The sequence below is a fragment of the Collinsella aerofaciens genome, assembly GCF_028209885.1.
In the GTDB taxonomy this organism is placed as follows: domain Bacteria; phylum Actinomycetota; class Coriobacteriia; order Coriobacteriales; family Coriobacteriaceae; genus Collinsella; species Collinsella aerofaciens_BA.
Genome location: NZ_JAQLEM010000021.1, coordinates 1 through 22371, shown reverse-complemented (window position 1 = coordinate 22371; position 22371 = coordinate 1). Strand labels below are relative to the sequence as shown.

Here is a 22371-nt window from a genome sequence, read left to right as displayed (position 1 = left end):
CGCGAGCAGCTCGACGACGGGCGCTACGAAAAGATCCGGAAGAAGATGATGGAGCCGGAGTACGAGTTCCATCTGGAGCCGGACGTGCAAACGGCGGGTTAACATAGCCTTTCACCAAAAAGGGCGAGCGGCCGCGCCCTGCGACCACCCGCCCTCAATCAAAGCCCTTCTCGGCCGCCGTAGCTACCGGTTCCGGCGCCGCAGGATAACGCCTGCGGCGATCAGCACCACCGCGCCGCCCGCGATGCCACCCAGGGCCATCGGCGACAAGCTGGTATCGCCCGTATACGGCAGACCCGGCTTCTCCTCCTTCGGCACCGGTGACTTGCTCGGCGGATTGGTGGGCGGCTCCGTCGGCGGGGTGGTCGGCGGCGTGTACGTGTTCTTGAACACCGGTGCCACGGCGCCGTCATAGGTTACCGTCGCCACCAGATGGCCCGCACCGTCGTCCGTCACCGTCACCGTTACCCGGTGCTCGGCCGCGTCGTACGTCACGTTCTTCTGACCGTCGTCCACCTCGGAGATGCTGTAGGCGTACGTTCCGGGCTTGTCGTACGAGATCGCCTCGAAGCCCACCGTGCCGTCCGCCGCGTTCTTTGCGGTCTGCAGCACCTTGCCGTCGGCATCCTTCAGCTGGAAGGAGAACTGCCCTTCCTTCAGGTCCTCGCCGCTCAGCACCTTGGAGGCCCCCAGCTTCACCTCAGTCGCGGCCGGCGCGTAACTGTTGCTGAACGCCACCGCATCCGCAGCCTTGCCGCCCTTGCTGTAGGCAACCTGCGCCTCCAGCGCGTGCGTCTCCGCATTCTCCGTCACCGTCACCGTCGCGGTAAAGACCGTCGTGTCGTAGGTGACGCCGCTCGCCGTCGCCCCTGCCCGCTCGGACACGGTGTAGACGTACGTCCCCACCTTGTCCAGCTGCAGCGGCGCGAAGCCGAACGTGCCGTCGACGCCGTTCTGCACCGTCTGGACCACGTTGCCGGCGGCGTCCTTCAGGTCGAAGGAGAACTCACCCTCGGCCAGGTCGCGGCCGGTCAGGGCCTTCGTTCCGGTAATCGTCGCCGTCGTTGCCGTCGGCGTGTAGGTGTTGGTGAAGGTCAGATCCGCGGCCGTCTTGTTCGCCGTCGCGGTCAGCTGGCCGCTGCCGTCGTCGGTCGCACTCACCGTCACATCCAACACCGCATCGCTGTAAGTGATGGTGCCATCTTGGCCCGCAACCTCCTTCACCTGGTACGCATGCGAACCAGTCGCGGTGTACGAGATGGCCTTGAAGGTAAACGCGTTACCCACGTTCGTGGTCCGGTCGATCTCCTGCCCGGTGGCCACGTCAATCAGCGCGAACGTGAACTCGCCATCGGCGGGCGTCCGCATGGTGGCCGAATCGGTATTCTCAAGCACCTTGGTGCCGGAGATCTGGTAGGAGGTCGCGCCCGGCTGGTAGCTGTTCGCAAACGTCATGGTGTTGGGGGTGACGCCGTTCTCGGTGCCCTCGCTCGGCTTCACCGTGGAGTTCTCTACCACCAGCTTGCCGTCGTTGTTGTCCTTCACCACGTAGGTCAGGGTGTACGTCTTGCCGGTGTAGGTCACGCCCGGCACGCCCGGCGCGTCCCCCGTCGGCTGCACCTCGCGGACCGTGTAGGTAAAGGTGCCCGCATGGTCGAAGGTCAGCTTGTCGAAGGCAACCTTGCCGTGCGCATCGTTCTTCTGGGTCTGGATCACCGAGCCGTCAGACCCCACCAGCTCGAAGGCGAAGTCTCCCGCCTTTAGCTGATAGCTGCCGTCGTGCACGTCAACGCTCTTGGTGAGGGCGATCGCGCCGGAGTCCGTCGCCTGTGCCTCATAGGTGTTGGTGAAGCTGGGCTTCGTGACATTCGTGCCGTCGTAGGCGACGCTCGCCTGCAGCGTGCCGGCATTGTCCGCAACCGTCACCACGGCATGGTGCACCGCGGCGTCGTAGGTCACGTAGGCCAGATCACCCTTCCGCTCCACGATGGTGTACTCGTGCGTGCCCGGCTTCGCGTAGGAGAAGGCGTCGAAGTTAACACTTCCGTCCGCGCCGTTGGTCGCGGTCCGGACGGGCTTGGCCCCGGCAAGCTGCTCAGCCGTCAGGTTGCCCTCGTACACATCGAAGGTGAACTCGCCGCACTTGGGGACGATCGGCGTGTTGTCGTCCTTCTTCACATAGCTCTTCTGCGCACCGAGGGCCAGGCCGGTCGCGGCCGGCTGGTAGGTGTTGGTGAAGGTATCCGAGCCGGATGCGCTCGTCACGATCGCCTTCGCATTCAGTGCTCCGTTCCCGCCGTCCGTGACCGTCACCGTATAGGTGAGGGGATGGCTGTCATAGACCATGCCCGGCTCCGCGCCCGGCTGCTCCACGATGGTGTAGGTGAAGTCCTTGCTCGCGGCGCCGTCCAAGTCGGAGAGCTGGAACTCGCGCGTGAAGCTGACCTTGCCGTTTGCATCGTTCTTCGCGGTGTCGAGCACGTTGCCGGCAGCGTCCTTCAGGTCGAAGGTGAACTCGCCGTCCGCGGGCTTCGTCGTGTGGTCGAAGCCGTCCGCAACCTTGATGGTCTTGGTCGCCGTCAGGGTTACGGAACCCTTTGCGTCGTAGGTGTTGTTGAAGGCGGGAGCCGTAGCGGCACCGTCATAGGTGACGGTCACCTTCGTCTTATTGTTGTCGTCCTGGTTCTGCTCTACCTTGACGTGGACCTTGACTACCTTGGCGTCGTAGACCACGCCGTCGACGGTTTGGCCCGCTTTCTCCTCCTTGAGCGTGTAGTCGTACTCGCCCAGGTTCAGGCCCTTGACGGTCAGCTTGACCTTGCCGCCCTGGTCGTTGGTGCCGCGGGCAACCTCGTTGCCAGCCTGGTCGTACAGGCCGAAGGTAAACGCGTCGGACGTCAGGTCCTTGCCCGCGAGAACTTTCATGGCCTCGACGGTAACGTCCGTCGTCGGCTTCGCGTTGGTGAAGGTCGGCACGGCCTTATCGCCGCCGTAGGTGGCGACCGCCTTTAGCTCGCCCTTCTCATCGGTGACCTTGACGTGGACCTTGACTTCCTTGGCGTCGTAGACCACGCCGTCAACGGTCTGGCCGGCTTTCTCCTCCTTGATGGTGTAGTCGTGATCGCCCGGCGTGTCGTAGCCGATTGCCTGGAAGGTGACCTTGCCGCCCTTGTCATTCTGGACGGTCTGGACCACGCTGCCGTCCTTGTCGAGCAGCTGGAACGTGAAGTCGCCCCCTGCGAGGTCGCCGCCCGTGAAGCGCTTCGTCGCCTTGAGCGTTACCGAGGTCTCCTTCGGGTGGTACGTGTTCATGAAGGTCTGCGAGTTGTCTCCACTCGTTACCTGCGGTGTGGCCCTCAGCGTGCCGGTGCCATCGTCCGCGACCGTCACCTTGTAGATGAGCGCATGGGTGTCGTAGAGCATGCCCGGCTCCGTGCCCGGCTTCTCCGCGATGGTGTAGGTAAAGTCCTTGCTCGCGGCGCCGTCCAGGTCGGAGAGCTCGAAGTCGCGCGTGAACTTCACCGTGCCATCGGCCTTGTTCGTCGCAGTGTCGAGCACGTTGCCGGCGGCATCCTTCAGGTCGAAGGTGTACTCGCCGCCCTTCAGCTTGGTGTCGTGCGTGAAGCCCGGCGCGACCGCAACGACCTTGGTCGCCGTCAGCTCCGCGGAGCCCTTTGCGGTATAGGTGTTCTTGAAGGTGGGGGCATCCGTCTTGCCGTCGTCGTAGGTGACGCTCGCCTCCAGCTTGCCGGCGTTGTCCACGACCGTCACCACGGCATGGTGCACCGTAGCGTCGTAGGTCACGTGGGACAGGTCGCCCTTCTGCTCCGCGACGGTGTATTTGTGCTCGCCGGCCTTGGTGTAGTCGATGGCCGGGAAGGTAACGGTGCCGTCCTCGCCGTTCTCAGCGGTCCGGATGGGTTGCTTGCCCTTCAGCTGCTCAGCCGTCAAATCGCCCTTGTACAGGTTGAAGGTGAACTCGCCGCCCTTGAGCGCAGCCGGCGTGCTGTCGGACTTCACATAGGTCTTCTTCGCCGCGAGCGCCACCGAGGTCTCGGCGGGCTGATACGTGTTCTCGAAGGTCGGGGCATCGTTCTTGCCGTCGTAAGTGACGGTCGCCTTCGCCTTGCCACCCTCCGCCTTCACCGAGACGTGAACCTTCACCGCCTTGGTGTCGTAGGTGATAGTCGGATCGGCACCGACGTTCTCCTCCTTGAGTATGTAGTCGTACTCGCCGATGGTCAGACCGGTGAGAGCAAAATTGATCTTGCCATCCTTGTCGTTCTGGGCGAGCTGGACGGGATTACCCGTGGACGCGTCGCCTTGGTACAGGCCGAAGTTGAACGCGCCTTCCGTCAGGTCCTTGCCCGTGAGGGTCTTCTTTGCCTCGATGGTTGCATCGGCCGTCGGCTTCGCGTTGGTGAAGGTCGGCACAGCCTCATCGCCGTCGTAGGTAGCGGTTGCGTCCAGCGTGCCGTTCTTGTTATCGGTGACGCTGACCTTGACCTTCACTTTCTGACCGTCGTAGACGATGGTCTGGTCGTTACCGGTAACTTCCTTGATGGTGTACTCGTAGTCACCGGACTCGGTGTAGTTGATGGGCTGGAAGGTAATGTTGCCGTTTTTGTCGTTTGTGCCGGTCTCAATGGGCGTGCCTTCCGTCTTGTCACCCTTGTACAGAGCGAACGAGAAGTCGTTCCCCGCGAGCGCACCGCCCGTAAAGCGTTTCTTCGCCGCCAGGGTCACGGAACCCTTCGCGGCATAGCTGTTGGTAAAGGTGACGAGGTTCACCTTGCCGTTCTTGACCTCAAGCGTCTCGCTCTTGTCATCGCCGTCCTTTTCCACCGCCACGCCTGTGACAGTCAGCTTGGCATTCTTGTCCTCAACCTTCACCGTGACGGTGTAGGTGGAATCGTCCATCGTCCAACCGGCGTTCTGCACACCAGTCGTATTAGGATCGTCATCTTCCCCGTGGGCCTCGGTGAGCGTAAACGTGTAGTCGCCTGCCTTGTTGAATTGCATGCCGGAGAAGCTGAGGGGCTGACCGTCCTTGCTGGTGATCTTCCCCTCCGTGGTCTTGGACTCCGAGGATGTGTCGCCCTTCAGGCCGTCAGCCTTCAGATCGCCGGCGGCAATCTTATCCTTCGTCTCCGACGTGGCAGTCAGCGTGAACGAGAACTTCTTGTCCGTGCTCTCGGTGCCGGAAATCTTCTTCGTTACCTGCGGGGTCAGCTCGTCGCTGGCGACCGTCTTGTAGCTGTTCTCGAACGGAATAGTCGCCGTGTTGTCCTCGAGCGAGGCGCCGGGGGCAAACTTACGGTAATCGACCCTCTTGCCATCACTGTTCAGAACCGTCGTCTCGACTTTCAGTGTGCCGTCGCCGTTGTCGGACACTGCGATCTTGACGGTATAGACCGTCTTGTCGTAGGTGTAGCCGGCGGGGACGGGCTTCGGCACGTTCTCTTCCACCCTGTATTGGTAGACGTTGGCGCGGCATTCATTGCTCACGTCGTCGTGTGTGAACTGCAAGCCCTTCGGCAGCAAGCTCACGGTCTTGGTGTCCCCGAGCTTCATCTCGGGAATCTTGAAGGTCTCCGCCCCGCCCGTGATGTCGAGCTTCTTCGCCGCGGCGTCGGCGGAGGTCAGGATGAACTTCGTGCCATCCTGACCCTCGGCCTGATAGTCCTCGGGCGTCACCGTAAAGCTGAATGCTCTGCTCGCATCACCGGTGCCGGTGAATTTCTTCTCAATCTGTAGACCGGCCTTCGCACCGTACTCAACCGTCTCGACCTTGTACTCGTTCTTGAACGGGACGATAGGCGTAGCGGGCTTCGCACCGCGACTCGAGACCGTCTGCACGTAGTTGGTCGTGGTATTAAGGCCCTTAATCGCCTCGGCCGTCAGCGCATCAACGTTGTCGCCCACGCCAACGAGCGCCGTCACGTCCGGGCCCTTCACGATGGTCGTCTTGGTGTAGAGCTGGCCTTTGTTGTCCGGATTCGGCTTCACCGCGATGAGCACGAAGGCATCACCGGGGTACTCGGTGTCATACGTGTATCCAGCAGCGTTGGCGTCATGTACCTCAGACACCTTGTACACGTACATCTTGTTGTAGCTCAGCTGCGTGAAGTTCATCTTCAGCTTACCGGACATCGTGGCGGTCTGCGTATCGTCACCGTCATCCTTGCCCACGGTGTTCGTGAACGACTTATCGGAATCAACCGGCTCCGGGGCCTTCGTGCCGTTATACGTCATCGCCTCGATGGTGAACGGGAACCTGCCATTCTCCAGCGGGGTACCAACCAGAGTCTTGGTCACATCGATGCCCGCGTAGGTACCGGAGGCCGCATAGGTGTTGGTAAACGCGGCAGCACCCGTCACCTGCCGGTCGGCATCCGTCGTCGCCTGCTTGTTGTCGTACGCAACCGACGCGGTCAGCTTACCGGTATGCGTGCCGTTCTCGATATCGGTCACTGTGTACGTCACTGTGGACGTATGGTCGTCATAGCTGATGCCGGTCTTGTCCGCGTCGGTCGGCCTCGTCTCGTTCACTTTGAACGTATACACGCCCGGCCTGGTAAACACAAGGTCGCCCGTGCCGAACGGGGTGGTGCGCATCGCGTCGCCGGGACCTGCGATCTCGACCTTAGTCGTCAAATCGCCAGTCTCATCGGAGTCGGCAGCCTTCTTCTGAGTAACGACCTTGTTTTTAACCGCTTTCATCGTGGCGTCATCCGCTGGCGTCAGCGTGAAATCGAACTTGTCATCCTGCTCCCACGCACGCCCAGCCAGCGTCTTCTGCACAGTAACCGGTGCCAACATCGTCTGGGCCACCGTGTAGGTGTTCTTGAACGGGATATATCCACCCGTGTCCGTCAGCTGCGTGCCGTCGGCCTTCCAATACGTGGCCGTGGAGGACAATTGGCCCTTGTCGTCGAGCGTGTTTTGCACCATCGCGTAGTACACGGTGGTGTCGTACGTCATGCCGCCCGTTGTCGAAGCATCGGAACCAGCTTGCTCCGTCACCTGGTACACGTAGGTGGTGTTCTGGTCGGCAGCGGTGAACGTGATCTGCGGGAAAGCCGCAATGCCGCCGCCATCGTTCTCCGCGGTCGTCACGCCGTCGGCGGGCATCGGCGCGTCGTTCGCACTGACCGTGTAGCTCAGGTCATTGAACTTGATGGGGGCAGCCCCCACCGCGCTGTTGGCCAGGCCGCCCAGCGCCTTCAGCTCGAAGGTGAACTTGCCCGCGGCAAGCGGGTTGTCGCCCGACTCGTCGGTATACGACTTCTGCGCGTTAAATGAGATTGTCTTGGTGTCGGTGCTGAACTTGTTGGTGAACACCGCGACCTTGTTATCGACTGGCACGGCCGGGTCGTGGTGGGCGCCATCATCGTCGCCGTTGCGAGCCATAGTGACAACCGGCTCGGACAGCGTACCCCTGCCCGTGTCGTCCACCTGCACCGTCACCGTGTACCCGGCGCTCGAGTAGCCGAAGCCGGGCAGCCAGGACGAGTCATGCTCGTCGGGCGTCCGCTCGGCCACCGTATAGGTGTACGTGCCGGGCTTCTTGTACGTAATCTGGCCGAAGTCGAACTCATCACCATTGTTGACGGTCTTGACCACCTGGACGTATCCGGGCACGCCGGATACGCCCTTGTAGCCCCCGGGCATGGGCGTGCCCTTGGCAGCGCGCAGATAGATGTCGAAGCTGTCGGCCTTAGTCCACTTGCGGCCTTGAAGCACCTTCTGCGCCCGAATGCCGGTGAGCGTCACCGAAGACTTCACGCTGTAGCTGTTGGTGAACACCAGCTTGTTGTCTTCGGCCAGCGTGCCGTCGGTATTTTGCTTCGCGATCTTACCGGTGATGATACCATCGCCTACGCCGATCAGATTCTTGTCACCCTGCTTGCGGCCGGTCAGCTTATAGCCCGCGGGCATCTCGTCTGCGCCGGTCAGCTCCTGCACCGTGTACTCGTCGCCCTCGCCAAGTCCGTACACGCGAATCGTCTCGTCGGCCTTGATGGTTTGCGAATAGCCATTTGTCAGGTCGAACACGTTGCCGACCTGCTTCTCATCGACGGTACCCGCCTTCTCGAACACCGCAGCCTTGTACGTCTTCCCCTTTGGCACGGTGAACTTAAAGGTAAATCCCGCGTCCTTATTGCCCGTCAGGCCATCGGGCACCACGACCTTCTTCGTCACCTCGAGGCTCGCCTCGCGTTCGTTCGCCACGCGCACGCAGGTGGTGCCCGTGAACAGGGCGTTCAGGTTCATGGCGCCCAAGTCGGCGCGGGCGCCCTTCGCCGTGATTCCCTTGGGCTGCTCGTCCTGGGTGATACCCATACGTATCCAGCCCGTCTCGGTCTCCAGGCGGTAGGGTTTGCCCTCCTCGGTGGGCCCATACTGGTACATGCGTCCGTTAGCGCCGTACTTGAGGTGCACTGTGTCGTCTGCACCCACGGGTTCGACATCGGTCCACGTCAGGTTGCCTTTAACATTGGTCTCGCCATTCGAGGTCTGCCGCGTACCCTTGATCCACGTGAGCGTGTTGTCGATGTCGCCCTCTGCGCCAAACTGGCCCAGACTCTTCATGAGCGTGCCCGGGCCCACGAACGTCGAAACGCCGTCATCGTCCGTACCAGCATCGGCATGGACGCCGTCATCGTCCACAATCACCTTGGTGAGCGTGTCGTTAAGCAGGAAGCCCTTGGGCGCCGAGACCTCCTTTAGGAAGTAGGTGCCATTCTTGAGCGGCTTGTTGCCGTCGCTCGTACACGGGAATATGCCCGCCCCTTCGAGCCGGACCGGGTTGTCGACCGACCCCGTCGTCAGGGTGTCATAGGGGCCCTGATCGTCCTTGGGCACAACCTTGCCGTTCGCGTCCGTTGTCGCCTTGTACAAGCCGAACGTTGCGCCGTCTACGGGGTTGCCCTCGGTATCGGTTTTCTGCACGAACAGGCGATTCTGGATGTTCGTGACGAGCAGGCGCGTGGCGAACTGCCGCTTGAAGTTCGTGCCGCCTGCGATGTCGTCGCTGTACACGTGGACGGTGTTCTTAGGCGTCGCGTCGCCGATCGATCTCGCCGTTGTGTGGTAGATGGCCACCGTGTACTCGGCATCCTTGCGGGCCTCACCGCTCAGCAAGTAGTAGTACTTGGAGATGTCACCGGGCAGATTTTGAATCTCTACCTGGTACTGGCCGCTCGTGTTGAGCGTGAAGGCGTGCAGGTCCTTCTTCGCCGCCTCGATAGCGCCGGCCGTGCCCGGCTCCTTGGCGAGGGTGTATCCCGCTCCCGTCGATGGGTCGCCCGACACGGCGTACCAACTGCTCGGATCTTTGATGCTTGCGCTTTTATCGCGCTTGAGCACCACAGCGAACAGTATGCCGGAGTCCAGGCTGACAGCGTCGTTGGACTTCGTCAGGTCATCATTCGCCTTGTACACGATCGACGGCGCGGTGATGGTCTCCTTCGCGCCGGCTAACGCACCCGTCCGCCACACGGCGCTGCCCGCGTCCATACCGCCGCGGTTGATGATGACGCCGCCCGCGCCGTTCTTGTCGCTCGTGGGCTCGTACTCGAGGCGCATGCTGCCATCCGTCGTCGTGAGATTCGAGCGGTATCCCTTGGGCACGCTCGTCTCCTTCAGGAGGTAGTACTTATTGCTGTGATCCTTGTTGTAGAGATCGTCGAAGTTGATGACGCCGCTGCCATCGTCGTTCGTGAGCGTTAGGCAGCCGGCCTCGTCCGTGGTGCCGGAGCCGAGAAGCGCGCCCTCGGTTTTGAAGTCCTTATCGGTCTTATAGAGCTGGAACTCGGCACCCTGTACGAACTTGCCGTCCTGGTCGAACTTTATGATGTCGGACTCGGGCACCGTCACGAGGTTGAACTTGAGCTCCATGTTGGAGTAGAGGGCGCCGCGCTCCAGGTAGAAGAACTTGAGGGTGTGGTTGGTGCCGTCGGCGAAGGTGCTGCCGTACCACCTCGTGTCGCCGTCCTTGCCCGCCTCCTGGTACTTGCTCAGCAGCGTGCCGTCGCTCTTGCCGTTCACCTTAATGTCGCCCGTTTTAAAGTTTATGTTCAGACTCGCGCGGTCGTGAATACCGCCGATATCACCCACGAGGACATCGTCGATGAACACCCAGACATCATCATCGCCGGCGAACTCGAAGGTCATGTCCTCATCTTTGTTCGTCTTGCCGCCGTCGGGCTGCACGAATCGCGTGGACATTGAGAGACCGAAGTGATGGTTGACGGGCTTGCCACCGTTGTAGCTCGCGGTGTTGTCTGCCGTGATGCCATTTTGGACGAGCCGGTCGTTTTCCTCATTGAACACCTTGTCTGCCGCGTCGAACGGGAAGAACTGACCCTGGTGGGACGAATTGCCAACGCCCCCGGTGTCATAGATGTCGAAGGCATTCTTGTTAGCGTTGTAGGCTGCGTAGTTGTGGGTGCTGTCATAGACGTAGTAGCCGCCCTGAGCCTGGAGGAGGCCCGTCACGCCAAAATGGGACGTCTTGCCGGTCTGGCAGAGGAATCGAACAGATAGCGGAGGGACTTGCCGCCCCAGGTATCGGAAAGCCGCGGGTAGCCGTCGAAAAGCGTGTTGTGGACGATGCCGGACTGCGGGTTCTCGCCGCCCGTCCAACGGTTGAGCGACTCACCACCCTGGCCGTCGTTAAACTGGAACCGGTGGTTTGCGTTGATGCCGCCGTTGCCGGAAACCGACAGGTGATCATCGGGATTCACCCAGTAATCAAACAGGTTGATTGTTGTCCCCGAAGGCGAAATCGTCGGAACCGTGTGGTCCGAAATTGCCGCCTCGGCACGAAGCGGCAGGAAGAAACTCGCCGTCAGCGCGATGGCGAGGGCCAGAACAATCGCATATGGCGAGACCGAGCGCAGCCCGCGACGACGGCCACAAGACATGACGGACCACCGCTCGCGCGGCCGGTGTTCACCAGGAAGTTCCCTGCTTAGACACCCCCCGGTAGCAATATTCACGAGTCGAGACGTCATCTCTCTGAGCTCCTGCATAATTTCCTCCCCAGTCACACGGCGACCTGCCCGGGCGCTCCCCGGGGGCCGAGGCGGTCTGGCACATGCCCGCGGTCGTTCAAGGAATACCAACCCCAGCATATGTCTCTTAAGATATCTTAGCCTTTTTCTATTACAGTTTTTGTCTCATTACCGATGAAATCGGCTCAGTCCCTTTGTCACATTCTAGAGCGTGCGGAGCAGGGCGATGAGGAAGCGGGTGCCTTGGAGGTAGGCGCGACGGGTGATGCGCTCGTTGGTGCCGTGGACGCCGCGATCGCACTCGTCATCGTCGACCACAAAGGCCGAGAAGCGAATGCACTCGGAGCAAATGCGCTGGTAGTTGGCAGCGTCGGTCGCGCCGATCACGGTCGAGGGGACAATCGCCAACGGCTCGGATGATCCGTTTTCCTCCGTCCCCTTTGGATCACGGAAATAGCGGGCGGCGATGGAGCGAACCGCCTCGAGTCCCGGTCCGCCGATGCGCGGAGACGGCGAGGGTTCGGAGCTGCCGGGGCCGAGCTCGACCTCGACACGGTCGGCGAGCCCCGCCTCGGCAACGGCGACGCGGCAGCGGGCCACGACATCGGCCACGCTCGTGCCCTCGAGCATACGGAAATTGATATTGGCCCACATATCCTGCGGCATTACGTTGGCGCCGGTGCTGCCACCCTCGACCTGCGTGGGCGCGCAGGTGGTGGTCACGAGCGGATAGAGCTTCTTGCTGGCGAGGCAATCGCGGACAATGGCGCCCCCGTTGGCGGCAATTTCATCGGCCGTGTAAAGCCCCAGCTCGACGAGCTGTGCGGCAAGCAGGTCCGTGACGCGCGTCGGCCACTCGATATCGCAGATTGCGGTGATGGCACGGCTAAGCACCTCGAGCGACGTGCCGCCGTAGGGGTTGGAAGAATGTCCACCCGCGCTCTTTGTCTTGAGCACAATGTCGGCATAGCCCTTCTCCGCGAGGTCGGCGTGCATGAGCCAACCCTCGCCCGCGCTGTACTCGGCATCCGAAACGATGCGGTAGTCGCCCTCGTCGATCAGGAACTCGAGCTCAACACCGCGCTCCTCGAGCGCGCGGCCGATGGCGCCTGCGCCGCACTGCGTCGTCTCCTCGTCCTGGCCAAAGGCCAGGAGCAGCGTCCGCTCGTGCTGCCAACCGTGCGCCAGCGCATACTCGACAGCCTCGAGAATGCCTGCGACCTGGTCCTTCATGTCGATCGCTCCACGGCCCCAGATGTAGGTGTCGTCCACGTGCCCGCTAAAGGGGTCGTGCGTCCAGTCGGCCTCGGTACCCGGCACCACGGGAACCACGTCCATGTGGCCCATGAGCATAATGGGCTTGAGGTCAGGGTCGGAACCGCTAAGCGTCACCAATAGCGAATGGTCGATAAGGTCGACCTCGCCCGCCGCGAACACGCGCGGCCACGCCTGCTGCATATAGGCGCGCAGGTCGTCGAACGGCTGCCAGTCCACCGCCTCGGCATCCATACTCGAGATGGTCGGAAATGACAGCACGCGGCCCAAGCGCTCGCACGCGCCAGTTTCGTCCAAATCGGCAAAATCGTCCTCATGCGCAAAGAAGCGCCAAACCTCGGCCATGACATCCTTTCGATTGTGATGACGAGGGCCGCCCCACCGGAGCGGCCCTGCCACGCAAACATTTGCGGTTGGTTATTTGTCCTCGAGATAACGCGAGAGAAACTCGCGGGTGCGCTGGTGCTTGGGGTTGCCGAAGAGCTCGGCCGGCGCGGCGTCCTCGAGGACCACGCCCTTGTCCATAAAGACCACGCGATCGGACACGGTGCGGGCAAAGGCCATCTCGTGCGTGACGACGACCATGGTCATGCCGTCGGCAGCGAGCTTGCGCATGACCTCGAGCACCTCTCCCACGATCTCGGGGTCGAGCGCGGAGGTCGGCTCGTCGAACAGCATAATCTGCGGATTCATGCACAGGGCACGAGCGATGGCCACGCGCTGTTTTTGACCACCGGACAGGCGGCCCACGGCGGCGTGCGCGAACTTTTCGAGTCCCACGCTCGTCAGATGCTCCATCGCAATTTTTTCAGCCTCGGCCTTGCTCATCTTTTTGAGCGTGACGGGCGCAAGCGTGCAGTTGTCGAGCACATCCATGTTGTTGAACAGGTTAAAGCCCTGGAACACCATACCGATGTCCTCACGCAGTTTGTTAATGTTGCAGCGCTCGGCCGTGAGATCCTGGCCGTGGAACCAGATGTGGCCCGCGTCCGGGGTCTCGAGCAGGTTGAGGCAGCGCAGGAAGGTCGACTTGCCCGAGCCCGAGGCGCCGATAATGGTGACGACCTCGCCTGATTTAACGGACAGGTCGATGCCCTTGAGCACCTCGAGCGAGCCGAAGCTTTTGCGCAGGCCCTCGACGCGGATGAGCGGCTCATTGGTCTGTGCGGCGGCCGCAACGCCGGTAGTGGCGGTATCTGCCATGATGATTCTCCTCGTCTTGAGCCTAGTTGGAGCTGGGCAACGTGGCCGGAGCCTCGGCACCAAGTTTTTTGCCAAAGGCTTCGAGCAGGCGGCTCGCCACGAGCGTCAGGATCAGGTAGACCACGAGCGCCACGCAGTAGACCTCCATCTGGCGGTAGTACACGCCGGCGACGGTGGTGGTGGCGTACATGAGGTCGAACACGCCGATGACCGAAAGCACTGACGAGTCCTTGATGTTGATGATGAGTTCGTTGGTGAGTGCGGGGATCGCGTTTTTAATGCCCTGCGGGAACACGACCTTACGCATGGCCTGCCATTGCGACAAGCCCAGCGAGCGTGCTGCCTCGGCCTGGCCGGGATCGATGGATTCGATGCCGCCGCGCAGGACCTCCATCATGTAGGCGGTGGAGTTGAGCGAGATGGTGACGAGGCCGGCGGTGAAGGTGCTCCAAATCTGGTTGGCCTGAGCGGTCTCGAAGCCCATGCCGCGCAAAACGGTGAAGCCCGCGTAATAGATGAGCAGACCCTGGACCATCATGGGCGTGCCGCGCACGATGGTGGAGTAGACGGTCGCAAAGCCGCGGCCGACACTCTTAAAGAAGCGCACCAGGTCGTTGTCCACGCGATCGAAGGTCTGAATGCGCAGGAACACGAAGAGCAGCGCCAGGAAGAATGCGATGACGGTGCCGAAGGTGGCAAGCGCGATGGTGATCTCGATACCGCGAATAAAGAAGTCGCCGCTCTTGTAGGTCATGTAGACCAGGCTCGACAAAAAGTCGCTGGGGTTGGAATCCGAGACAATGCTCACCTGCACCAGGTCGATAAACGACATGACGCAGCGGTCGATAAAGAAGATCGCCGCAATGGCAACGACGACATAGCTGCCCAGGCGCGCGCCGTGACGGAAGCGGTCGGAAGCAAACGGAGATTTCTCGCGATAGTCGTTCCAGTGCATGAGCTTGGTGACGAGCGCTGCCGCCGACGCGACGAGCCAGGCCCAAAGGATTGCCCAGAGGCAATCCTGGAAGACGCCCGTAGGCGCCAAGAAGCTCAACGGCGTGGGGTTGCGCTGGCTAAACGCCAGGCCGAGTGCCGCGATGACGCTCGTGCCCAGGTACACGTAACGGTGGTCGGCCTTGATAAAGGAGGCCAGGCGATTGATGGTTTTCATGCTGCCTCCCTATGCCGGCTGACGGTCGAGGCACGCGTCCCACATTTGGTCGCGCTCCTCTTGGCTAATGCCCTTGAGCGTCTTATCGATGAGCTTAAGCAGTTTGTCCGAGCCCTTGCGGCAACCGACATTTGCCGCGACCTCCTGCTTAAAGCCCTCGCCCTCGGCAAAATGAATAGGGACAATGCCCGGATTTTGGGCCATATAGCCCTTCTCGTTCTCGGTGTTGTAGGTCACGGCGTCGCACGTGCCCTGCAGCAGGTTCGAGAACACCGTGGGGACGGAGTCGACCGGGTTCTTGTGCACAACGCCCGGAATCTCGTCGATGACGGTGTCGAGCATGGTGTCCTTTTGGCCGAGTACCGTGGCACCGCTAAAGTCGCTGAGCTTGGTGGCGTTTTGGTAGGGGGAACCCTCTTTTACGAACAGGCCAAAGTAGCCAATGAAGTACGGGTCGGAAAAGCCGACCGACTCCTCGCGCTCGGGCGTGGCGCTCATGCCGGCAATGATGAGGTCGATCTGGCCGTTGTTGAGCGAATCGATAAGGCCCGAGAAGCTCTGCTTGACGGCAACGGGCTCGCCACCGAGGGCCTTGCAGACGATCTTGGCGATCTGCACGTCGTAGCCATCGGCATAGGCGCCCTGCACGTTGTCGATGGGGATGGTGTACTCACTGGCTTCGGAAACCTGCCAGTTGTACGGGGCGTAGGCCGCCTCCATGCCGATGCGGATCTTATCCTTGCCGATCACGGAATCGGACAGGTCGTCGCGACCGCCGCCCGTCGTGGGCTGAACCACCTTAAGCGTGGACGGGCGCTGACAGCCGGCGAGCGCGCCGGCGACGACGAAAGCGCTCGCAGCGAGAGCGCTACCCAAAAAGATGCGACGGCTGCATATCGGCTGGGCCTGCATGCCGCGCTGTTGGGGAGAATGCATAATCTGCCTTCCCTGTTGAATCGTATGCTGACGACTTAACAGGATATACGCCAGCAACCAGCAGCGCAGCACAAGCTCGAAAAATTAATAGACACGCGGTAGTCATTGGGGACGCCGATGTTTTGGCAATGCCGGCGAGCGACGTCCAGAGCAAACAAGTGGCATGAAAAAGGCAAGGCATGACCAGAAGGTCTATGCCTTGCCTTTTGAATGACAACTTGTCGCTCTGGACGACGCGCAGCATCGACCGAGCGGCGGAACCTCTAGAGCAAGGTAACGCTAAAACTGCGCTTGTCCGTCTCGCCCGGGGCCAGGGTGATGGTGTTGACCTTGTGCTCAAAGACATCGTCCTCGGTGTCCATGGTGGTATGACCGGTCCAAGGCTCGAGCGCCACAAACGGAGCGTCGTTGGCGGCAGACCACACGCCAATGTACTTAAAGCCCTCAAAGTCGATCTTGACGCCGTGGCCCGACTTGCGGCCGCGCAGCGTGAGCGTGGAGCCCGGAGTATCGGTGAACATGATGGCATCGTTATCGAAGCTGCGGTGCGTGATGGGCAGCACGTCCGAGTTATTGGGAGCCTTGTAGCTGCCCTCGAACGTCATAAGACCGTCGGGCGTGATGATAGGAGCCTCGTTAGTCCAAGCCTCGGTAAACGCCAGCTCGTAATCCTCGAACGCCTCGTCCTCGGCACCGGGGGCGGGCACGTTAAATGCGGGGTGGCCGCCCACCGAGAACGGCAGGTCCACGTCGCCGGTATTGGTGACGGCAAAGGTCTGCGTGAGGGTGGCGTCGCCGGTCAGGGCATAGGTCATGTTGAGCTTAAAGTGGAACGGGAACGCCTTGAGCGACTCGGGCGTATCGGTGATCTCGTAAGTTACCGAGGAGCCGTCCTCCGAAACCTCGACCAGCTCGTGCTCGACGATGCGCGCGAGTCCGTGGCGCGGCATCTCGCAGGTGCCGGCCGCAGACGTTGCCGTGTTGTTGCGCAGCGAACCCACAATGGGGAACAGGATGGGCGCGTGCTTGCCCCAAAAGGCGGGGTCGCCCTGCCACAGATACTCGTTGCCGTTGAGGGCAAGGCTCGTGAGCTGGGCGCCCATGGAATCGATGGCCGCGGTGAGGCCGCCGCGCTTGATGGTAGTGACGGTAGACATGCTACTTCCTCCAAAAGTAAACAATAGTGTCGAAGGCTATTGTCCCACTCTTGGCGGCGGGACGGGACGGCAGGCGATTATTGAGTAGCCATAGCGGAATGAGCGGCGAGCGCCTACTGGGTATCTACGTAAAGGTCGAACTCGCCCTGCGGTGTGGTGTCGACCGTATCGGGCGCCTGCGAGTTAAAGCTCACGGGAACCATGCGCTTTGAGGCGCGGAAGCGCGTGCCGTCGGTGGCGACGGGCGGTTCATCGACGGTGAGCTCGTAGTCGCCGGGCTTAAGTTCCATGCCGTCACCAGCGGAATTGACGTATTGATACTCGTCAATCGTCTGCCCTTTGAGCGTGCGCCCCACGATATGGATGAGCATTTGGCTGTCGCCGCGCGCGGTGTCCCACGTCGCGCCGTCCTTGACCTCGACCGACACATGTACCGAGCGCGTGCGGCCGAGCGATTGCTCGATAGACATCTCGACCTTGGCGGCGTCTTTTCGCTGTTGTTCAACATGGCTCCAGATGTTTCCAATTACCGAGCATGCGATAACGCCGGCCATGAAGGCGATAAGGATGGGGCCGAGCGGAGAGCGACGTCCTGCATCTTCCTCGCGAGACAGATTGGGGCGACGTGTGGGCGCAGGCGCCTGGGCACCCTGCGAGGGCACGTCGAGAATACTGAAGGATGCCGTGCTTCCGGGATCGATGGTATGGCGCGGCTGAGGGGTCTTGGCCGGCGAGATGGACATGTCCGCCGGCTCACCGAGTGTGGCCGTAGCGTCGGCCTTGGCCTCGTCTGCCTCGGCCTGGGCCCAAGCTTGTTCGAAGGTCAGGGGCTCGACGGGATCGAGGGCGGCGTCCGAGTCGGCGGCGACGTCGTTGCCGGTCTCGTCCTCGTCGCTCGACACGCCACGCGGCGTAGGCTCGTCCCACCCCTCGTCCGGAGCCTCACCCTCGCTATACCACCATTCAAAGTTATCGATATCCATACGGGGCGCCCCTTAGGCCTCGCAAATAAACACTTGCTAGCCTTATACCCCCAGACAGCACCGAAGCTCACCCGCGCCGGACACGAAAACCGTCACAACATTCGACGCTTTTCCTCGATTTCGAGATTTTCATCGAATGTTGTGACGGTTTGGATGTGACAAAGGGACTGTCTTTTTACATAGCGAGGGCCGTACGGATGGATGGGTCGCTGAGGGCCTCGCGGAGCCAAGGGGCCAGCTGCTCGGGGTGACCCTGCAGATAGCCGTCGAGCTCGGACGGAGCCACGCGGCGCACCTCCGAGATCTCCTCTTGGTTGATATGCAGCTCGCCCGGCTCAACATGGGCAAGGTAGACCTCGCACCATTCGCACTCGCAGCGGCTGTCGCCGTGATCCTCGCGGTACACCACGTGTCCGAGGTGCTTAAGCTGATCGGGCTCGCGCGTAATGCCGAGCTCTTCGTTGATGCGGCGCGCCGTGGCGGCCGCGACGTCTTCCCCGGGGAGCGGATGGCCGGCACAGCTATCGGCCAGCACCCCACCCCACAAGCGCTTGAGCGGGCTGCGGCGACAGAGCAGCAAGCGCGCGTCTTCGCCCCGGCCCTCAGCCAAAAGCGTCAGAAACGCCTGATGCAAAATGCCCTCGCCGGTATGGGCATCGATGCGATCGACGGGGCCAAGCGTCTCGCCGGTCGCGGCATCGACCGCCACGACCTCGGCGCCCGCACCGCCCTCATCCCAGCCGGCGCGCAGGATGCGCGCGGCGGCTTCCTCGAGCGCGGCGATAAGCTCCTTGGTGGTGTCGAGCACGCGCTGCAGGTCGTCCCCGCTCGCCTGTTCAACATGAAAACCCATGCTTGCAACTACCGGCACGTCAAAGCGCGTGGCCAGCGCCGCCGCGATATCGTGCGCCGGGATCTCGTCTCGATGGCACGGAACGGCCAGGATGCTCACCGTCGCCGTACGGCCGGGCTCGGGGCGCGGAATGGCCTGCGCCGTGGCGCCCAGGTGCGCAAACTCCGGCGAGCAGGCGTACACCGCCATGCCTCGCGGTGTCACCGTCAGCTGGGCCTCGAGCGCAAACTTGCCCTCGCCCACTGCAACCTTTGTCGTGTGCATACCCATGGGATCTCCTGTCGCCCGCGATGTACCTGAGACCATCTTCGCCTGTATTGCGACTATACAGGCAAGGTCCCGACCTGACAAAGGCGCTGCTCCTTTGTCACATTCTGCTAGAGTTGCAGGGATTGAATCCCGCTTATTCATGCGACATTGGAGTGACAACCTTGACCGCCGCAACCACGCCTAAAAGTAAGTCAACCGCCGCCGCGCTCTCCCCTGCGCGCACCAAGCTCTGCCTGGCGCTGCTCGTGCTGTTGGGGTTCTCGCTCGGCTGCTCCGAGTTCGTGGTCATCGGCATCGAAAGCGACCTGGCGACGGAACTCGGCGTATCACTTGCCACTGCGGGCCAGCTCATCAGCGTGTTCGCGCTGGTCTACGCCATCGCGACGCCGGTGCTTGCGCTCAGCACGGGGCGATTCCGCCGCTACCAGCTGCTCGTGTGCTATAGCATCGTCTTTGTGCTCGGCAACCTGGTCATGGCGTTGGCGCCCAACTTCCAGGTGCTCTTTATCTCGCGCATCATCTTGGGCTCCGTCTCGGGCGCACTGCTCGCCGTGGGCGTGACGTACATCCCCGAGCTGCTGTCCCCGCAGCAAACTTCGCTTGCCATCTCGGTGGTATATGGTGCGTTTTCCGTGGCAATGGTCTTTGTGACCTCGATTGGCAAATTTGTGGCCGACACGCTCGACTGGCACGTGGCCATGTACGGCACGCTGACCTTTGCCGTTTTGATCTGCGGAGCGCTCGTGGCGTTTATGCCGCGCGCTGGGCAAACCGACGAGCCCGCCACCTTTCGCGAGCAGGCGGGTCTGCTGCGCGAGCCGAGCATCATCACCGGCATGCTTATCTTTTTGTTTGGCGTGGGCTCGGTCTACGTTTTCTATGGCTACGTGACGCCTTATCTTGAGCAGGTGCTGGGCATGGGCACGGTCGAAGCCAGTACCACGCTTATGGCCTACGGCGTGTTCTGCCTGATCTCGAACATCCTGGGCGGATGGATCGATGCGCGCTTTGGCATGAAGGCGCTGCTCGTGACGTTTGTGCTGCAGGCTGCGGCGTTACTCGGACTGTTTGCTGTGGGCGGCACCATGCCGCTCGCGCTGGTCTTTGTCTTTAGCTTGGCGTTGCTCATGTACCTGTTCTCGGTATCGTGCATCACGCACTTTATGGACGTGGCACGCAGCCGCCATCCCAAGTCGATGGTACTCGCAAGTTCGGTTGAGCCCATGGCGTTTAACGTTGGCATCTCGTTTGGCACCGCAGTGGGCGGCGCCGTGGTAAGCAGCATTGGCATTGCGCACGTAGGCGCAGTGGGCGCCGCGTCCTCGCTTGTGGCTTGGGTACTCACTCTGGTGACGATTAAGTTGGCTCGCTGGGAGCGCAAGCGGGCGAGGGCGCAGGCGTAGATGCGATACTCGAGCTCGATGATGGCGATCGAAAGGAAACCGCATATGCAACGTGTACTGTTTATCTGCCATGGGAACATCTGTCGCTCGACGATGGCTGAGTCCGTGTTTACCGAGCTAGTGCGGCGCGCCGGGCGCGCGGGCGAGTTTGTCATTGATTCCGCTGCGACCTCGACCGAGGAGATCGGCAACCCGCCACACCACGGCACCATTGCCAAACTACGCGAGGTCGGGATTCCCGTCGTCGCACATCGCGCGCGTCAGGTGCGTCGCGCGGAGTATGGCGACTGGGACCACATTGTCTATATGGACGACGAGAACGCCTGCGGCCTGCACCGTATCTTTGGCAAGGACCCCGATGGCAAGATCTCGCGCCTGCTCGATTGGACCGATCGCCCCGGCGACGTGGCCGACCCCTGGTACACCGGCAATTTCGACGCCACCTACCGCGATGTACTCGCCGGTTGCACCGCTATGCTCGAGCAGCTGTAGGCAAGCGAGGCCGCGGGCCACGCCTTCGGCGCGAAATGAGCGTGGATAATCTCCCGCATACAAATTGAGCGTGGACAATCTCCCACTTTGAGCGCTCAAGTACGCTCTAAACGGGAGAAAATCCACGCTCGACTACTCGTCGACGATCTCGGCGAGCCAGACGTTCAGTGTATCGACTTCGGGGCAGCAGAACTTTGCCGTGCCGGGCTCGTTGCCAGGCACGGTTCCGCCATAGCGCAGGATATCGATATAGGGAAAGCCCACATGGCAGGCCATGGCGCACATCTTGCCGCGGTCTCGGTCGAAGTCAAAAACGTCGCCGGGCTTGTGACCATGGTGGCAGCGGCACGCACCCAGCTGGTCCACGCAGCTCACGCGGATACGCGGACGCTTGCCACGCGGCGCGCCGAGTGGCTTGTTCTCGCCCGCAGGCTTGATGCCGCCCTCGCCAGCATTACTCATGGTCAACCACATCCAGGCAGGCCTCGATGGGAAGGCCAGCCGACTTGTCCTCTTGGTCGGCATTGCGCTCGATAAGCTCAGCCACCACACGCATGGCATCGGACGTCGCGCGCTGCAAACTCCAACCTGCCATAACGCGGCCGACGAGCACCGCCGAGAACGTGTCGCCCGTGCCCGGGAAATAAACCGGAATGAGCTCAAAGGGAATCGTAAAGTACTCCCCCGCCACATGGTCGTAACCGATAACCGCGTTCATGCCATTGACTACGGCGCTCGTAATGACCACCGACTTGGCACCCAGCTCGCGCACGGCGTCCACAAGGACGCGGGCCTCATCGGGCGTAATTTGCTCGGCGATAGGCCTATCGGCAAGCAGGCACGCCTCGGTATAGTTGGGCACCGCATAGTCTGCGCACTCCAGCAGGTGCCGCATAAGGCCAATCGTGGACTCGGGCACGCCGGCGTAGAGCTTACCGTTGTCGCCCATGATGGGGTCGACGAACACCTTGGTGCCCTTTTGCGCACGGCGGTGGCAAAAGTCCGAGATGATGCGCGTCTCTTCCTCGGTCACAATAAAGCCGGTCGAGATGGCATCGAACTCAAAGCCGAGCTCCTCCCAGATAGCGAGGCTCTGGCGCACGTACTCCGTGGTGTCATGGATGTAGAACTTGGGGTAGTTGAGCGTGTCGGAAACGAGCGCCGTCGGCAGGTTATGGATACGGTAGCCCATGTGCGACAGCACCGGCAGCATGGCGGAAAGCGCGACCTTGCCGTAGCCGCACATATCGTTAATCAGCAGCAGTTGAGTGTTCTTCATGAGTGTCCCCCTTAGTTCGGGCGCGGCGCAACGGCGCCACAGTGCAACTAAGTGTAGCGCAGGGGACGTTGCGAGCGGAGTCGAGCAGTGCGAAGGGCAAATTGTTGCGGAAAGGTTTCGGAAAATGATCCCTTTTCCTCCGTCCCCAAGTAGTCGTTGGGGACGTTCTTAAACGACTAGTCAAACAAGAACGTCCCCAACGACTACCTTTTGGCAAGTTTGAATCAAGGCAACGCCGATGTTTTGGTGAAGTCAGACACTATGACCCAATCCAGGGGCACGGAAACGACAGGAGCCCCCGCTCGTGACCGCGGGTCGGGGCTGCGAC

13 protein-coding genes are annotated in these 22371 nt (G+C 61.6%); 2 read left to right on the top strand and 11 right to left on the bottom strand.

Annotated elements, in window-relative coordinates:
- Positions 1 to 183: 183 nt before the first annotated feature.
- The 9 genes from PMX21_RS06550 to PMX21_RS06510 all read right to left on the bottom strand — a co-directional run bounded on the left by PMX21_RS06550 (position 184) and on the right by PMX21_RS06510 (position 18869).
- Complete coding sequence (locus tag PMX21_RS06550) at positions 184 to 10503, bottom strand: Spy0128 family protein (RefSeq protein ID WP_271758794.1); 10320 nt, start codon at positions 10501 to 10503, stop codon at positions 184 to 186.
- Positions 10500 to 10931, bottom strand: a complete 432-nt coding sequence (locus tag PMX21_RS06545; RefSeq protein WP_271758792.1) for a hypothetical protein — start codon at positions 10929 to 10931, stop codon at positions 10500 to 10502. Before PMX21_RS06545 ends, PMX21_RS06550 begins: the two co-directional genes overlap by 4 nt.
- 294 nt (positions 10932 to 11225) lie before the next feature.
- Positions 11226 to 12641, bottom strand: a complete 1416-nt coding sequence (locus PMX21_RS06540) for a M20/M25/M40 family metallo-hydrolase (RefSeq protein ID WP_271758790.1) — start codon at positions 12639 to 12641, stop codon at positions 11226 to 11228.
- A gap of 72 nt (positions 12642 to 12713) precedes the next feature.
- The gene (locus PMX21_RS06535; RefSeq protein WP_055286322.1) at positions 12714 to 13499 is read right to left on the bottom strand and encodes an amino acid ABC transporter ATP-binding protein; all 786 of its coding nucleotides are present in this window, start codon (positions 13497 to 13499) and stop codon (positions 12714 to 12716) included.
- 22 nt (positions 13500 to 13521) lie between these two features.
- A complete protein-coding gene (locus tag PMX21_RS06530; protein ID WP_271758787.1) occupies positions 13522 to 14670 on the bottom strand; it encodes an amino acid ABC transporter permease in 1149 nt (382 codons plus the stop codon).
- 9 nt (positions 14671 to 14679) lie between these two features.
- Positions 14680 to 15606, bottom strand: coding sequence for a transporter substrate-binding domain-containing protein (locus PMX21_RS06525; RefSeq protein WP_271758785.1), 927 nt, complete (start codon positions 15604 to 15606; stop codon positions 14680 to 14682).
- A gap of 263 nt (positions 15607 to 15869) precedes the next feature.
- Positions 15870 to 16763 (bottom strand): aldose 1-epimerase family protein, encoded by an 894-nt coding sequence (locus tag PMX21_RS06520; protein WP_271758783.1) that lies wholly within the window; start codon positions 16761 to 16763, stop codon positions 15870 to 15872.
- Positions 16764 to 16876: 113 nt separating this feature from the next.
- The gene (locus PMX21_RS06515; RefSeq protein WP_271758781.1) at positions 16877 to 17746 is read right to left on the bottom strand and encodes a hypothetical protein; all 870 of its coding nucleotides are present in this window, start codon (positions 17744 to 17746) and stop codon (positions 16877 to 16879) included.
- 175 nt (positions 17747 to 17921) lie between these two features.
- Positions 17922 to 18869 carry an isopentenyl-diphosphate Delta-isomerase gene (locus PMX21_RS06510; protein ID WP_271758779.1) on the bottom strand — a complete coding sequence of 316 codons (948 nt, stop codon included), beginning with the start codon at positions 18867 to 18869 and terminating at the stop codon, positions 17922 to 17924.
- A gap of 152 nt (positions 18870 to 19021) precedes the next feature.
- Between PMX21_RS06510 and PMX21_RS06505 the strand changes: the two genes are divergently transcribed.
- Positions 19022 to 20272: an MFS transporter gene (locus tag PMX21_RS06505; protein ID WP_271758778.1), complete on the top strand. Its 1251-nt coding sequence runs from the start codon at positions 19022 to 19024 to the stop codon at positions 20270 to 20272.
- A 45-nt stretch (positions 20273 to 20317) separates the two neighbouring features.
- Positions 20318 to 20764 (top strand): low molecular weight protein-tyrosine-phosphatase, encoded by a 447-nt coding sequence (locus tag PMX21_RS06500; RefSeq protein ID WP_196022562.1) that lies wholly within the window; start codon positions 20318 to 20320, stop codon positions 20762 to 20764.
- A 132-nt stretch (positions 20765 to 20896) separates the two neighbouring features.
- Here PMX21_RS06500 and PMX21_RS06495 read toward each other — a convergent pair whose 3' ends face one another.
- Complete coding sequence (locus PMX21_RS06495; RefSeq protein ID WP_229077256.1) at positions 20897 to 21226, bottom strand: TIGR04076 family protein; 330 nt, start codon at positions 21224 to 21226, stop codon at positions 20897 to 20899.
- Complete coding sequence (locus PMX21_RS06490; RefSeq protein WP_271758777.1) at positions 21219 to 22043, bottom strand: PfkB family carbohydrate kinase; 825 nt, start codon at positions 22041 to 22043, stop codon at positions 21219 to 21221. The genes PMX21_RS06495 and PMX21_RS06490 overlap by 8 nt, the downstream gene beginning before the upstream one ends.
- Between the last annotated feature and the right edge of the window lie 328 nt (positions 22044 to 22371).